The organism is Peribacillus sp. NPDC101480 (genome assembly GCF_050277335.1).
Classification (GTDB): Bacteria; Bacillota; Bacilli; order Bacillales; family DSM-1321; genus Peribacillus.
Map to the genome: position 1 here is coordinate 1 of NZ_JBNNSB010000025.1, position 2,808 is coordinate 2,808.

Here is a 2,808-nt window from a genome sequence, read left to right on the forward strand (position 1 = left end):
CGCTTTAATGGGCGAACAGCCCAACCCTTGGGACCGACTACAGCCCCAGGATGCGATGAGCCGACATCGAGGTGCCAAACCTCCCCGTCGATGTGAACTCTTGGGGGAGATAAGCCTGTTATCCCCGGGGTAGCTTTTATCCGTTGAGCGATGGCCCTTCCATGCGGAACCACCGGATCACTAAGTCCGTCTTTCGACCCTGCTCGACTTGTAGGTCTCGCAGTCAAGCTCCCTTATGCCTTTACACTCTATGAATGATTTCCAACCATTCTGAGGGAACCTTTGAGCGCCTCCGTTACCTTTTAGGAGGCGACCGCCCCAGTCAAACTGCCCGCCTGACACTGTCTCCCACCACGATAAGTGGTGCGGGTTAGAAAGCCAACACAGCTAGGGTAGTATCCCACCAACGCCTCCACGTAAGCTAGCGCTCACGTTTCAAAGGCTCCTACCTATCCTGTACAAGCTGTGCCGAATTTCAATATCAGGCTACAGTAAAGCTCCACGGGGTCTTTCCGTCCTGTCGCGGGTAACCTGCATCTTCACAGGTACTATGATTTCACCGAGTCTCTCGTTGAGACAGTGCCCAAATCGTTACGCCTTTCGTGCGGGTCGGAACTTACCCGACAAGGAATTTCGCTACCTTAGGACCGTTATAGTTACGGCCGCCGTTTACTGGGGCTTCGATTCGTAGCTTCGCAGAAGCTAACCACTCCTCTTAACCTTCCAGCACCGGGCAGGCGTCAGCCCCTATACATCACCTTACGGTTTAGCAGAGACCTGTGTTTTTGATAAACAGTCGCTTGGGCCTATTCACTGCGGCTCTTCTGGGCGTGAACCCTAAAGAGCACCCCTTCTCCCGAAGTTACGGGGTCATTTTGCCGAGTTCCTTAACGAGAGTTCGCTCGCTCACCTTAGAATTCTCATCTTGACTACCTGTGTCGGTTTGCGGTACGGGCACCTGTTATCTATCTAGAGGCTTTTCTCGGCAGTGTGAAATCAACGACTCGAGGAAACAATTTCCTCTCCCCATCACAGCTCAGCCTTATGAGTGCCGGATTTGCCTAACACTCAGCCTTACTGCTTGGACGTGCACTCCAACAGCACGCTTCGCCTATCCTACTGCGTCCCCCCATCGATTAAAACGATACTAGGTGGTACAGGAATATCAACCTGTTATCCATCGCCTACGCCTGTCGGCCTCAGCTTAGGACCCGACTAACCCAGAGCGGACGAGCCTTCCTCTGGAAACCTTAGTCAATCGGTGGACGGGATTCTCACCCGTCTTTCGCTACTCACACCGGCATTCTCACTTCTAAGCGCTCCACATGTCCTTGCGATCATGCTTCGACGCCCTTAGAACGCTCTCCTACCATTGTCCAAAGGACAATCCACAGCTTCGGTAATATGTTTAGCCCCGGTACATTTTCGGCGCAGTGTCACTCGACTAGTGAGCTATTACGCACTCTTTAAATGATGGCTGCTTCTAAGCCAACATCCTAGTTGTCTGGGCAACGCCACATCCTTTTCCACTTAACATATATTTTGGGACCTTAGCTGGTGGTCTGGGCTGTTTCCCTTTCGAACACGGACCTTATCACCCATGTTCTGACTCCCAAGTTAAATTAATTGGCATTCGGAGTTTGTCTGAATTCGGTAACCCGAGAGGGGCCCCTCGTCCAAACAGTGCTCTACCTCCAATAATCATCACTTGAGGCTAGCCCTAAAGCTATTTCGGAGAGAACCAGCTATCTCCAAGTTCGATTGGAATTTCTCCGCTACCCTCAGTTCATCCGCTCACTTTTCAACGTAAGTCGGTTCGGTCCTCCATTCAGTGTTACCTGAACTTCAACCTGACCAAGGGTAGATCACCTGGTTTCGGGTCTACGACCAAATACTCAACGCCCTATTCAGACTCGCTTTCGCTGCGGCTCCACATTTGCTGCTTAACCTTGCATCAGATCGTAACTCGCCGGTTCATTCTACAAAAGGCACGCCATCACCCATTAACGGGCTCTGACTACTTGTAAGCACACGGTTTCAAGTTCTCTTTCACTCCCCTTCCGGGGTACTTTTCACCTTTCCCTCACGGTACTGGTTCACTATCGGTCACTAGAGAGTATTTAGCCTTAGGAGATGGTCCTCCCAGATTCCGACGGAATTTCACGTGCTCCGTCGTACTCAGGATCCACTCAAGAGAGAATATGTTTTCGACTACAGGATTATTACCTTCTTTGATTCATCTTTCCAGATGATTCGTCTAACATGTTCTTTTGTAACTCCGTATAGAGTGTCCTACAACCCCAACAAGCAAGCTTGTTGGTTTGGGCTCTTCCCGTTTCGCTCGCCGCTACTCAGGGAATCGATTTTTCTTTCTCTTCCTCCGGGTACTAAGATGTTTCAGTTCTCCGGGTCTGCCTTCTGACATGCTATAAATTCACATGTCGATAACATGACATAACTCATGCTGGGTTCCCCCATTCGGAAATCTCTGGATCAACGCTTACTTACAGCTACCCAAAGCATATCGTCGTTAGTAACGTCCTTCATCGGCTTCTAGTGCCAAGGCATCCACCGTGCGCCCTTAATAACTTAATCTATGTTTCCACCATATTTTGAATTGTTATTCAAAATAAATAGCTAAAACTAGTTATTAATCTTGTGAGTGTTCTTTCGAACACTAGCGATTATTTATGAATTCAAGCTTATTTAAAACTCTATTCACTCGGTTTTGCTTGGTAAAATCTTACTTACTTATCTAGTTTTCAATGTACAAATGAATGTTTATTAACATTCATTTGCGAAACAACC

Annotated in this window: 1 rRNA gene; it reads right to left on the reverse strand. The window is 48.6% G+C overall.

What is annotated here, in order from left to right:
• Positions 1–2,595: ribosomal RNA gene (locus ACQKMF_RS26640) — 23S ribosomal RNA — on the reverse strand; the annotation flags it as partial.
• Between the last annotated feature and the right edge of the window lie 213 nt (positions 2,596–2,808).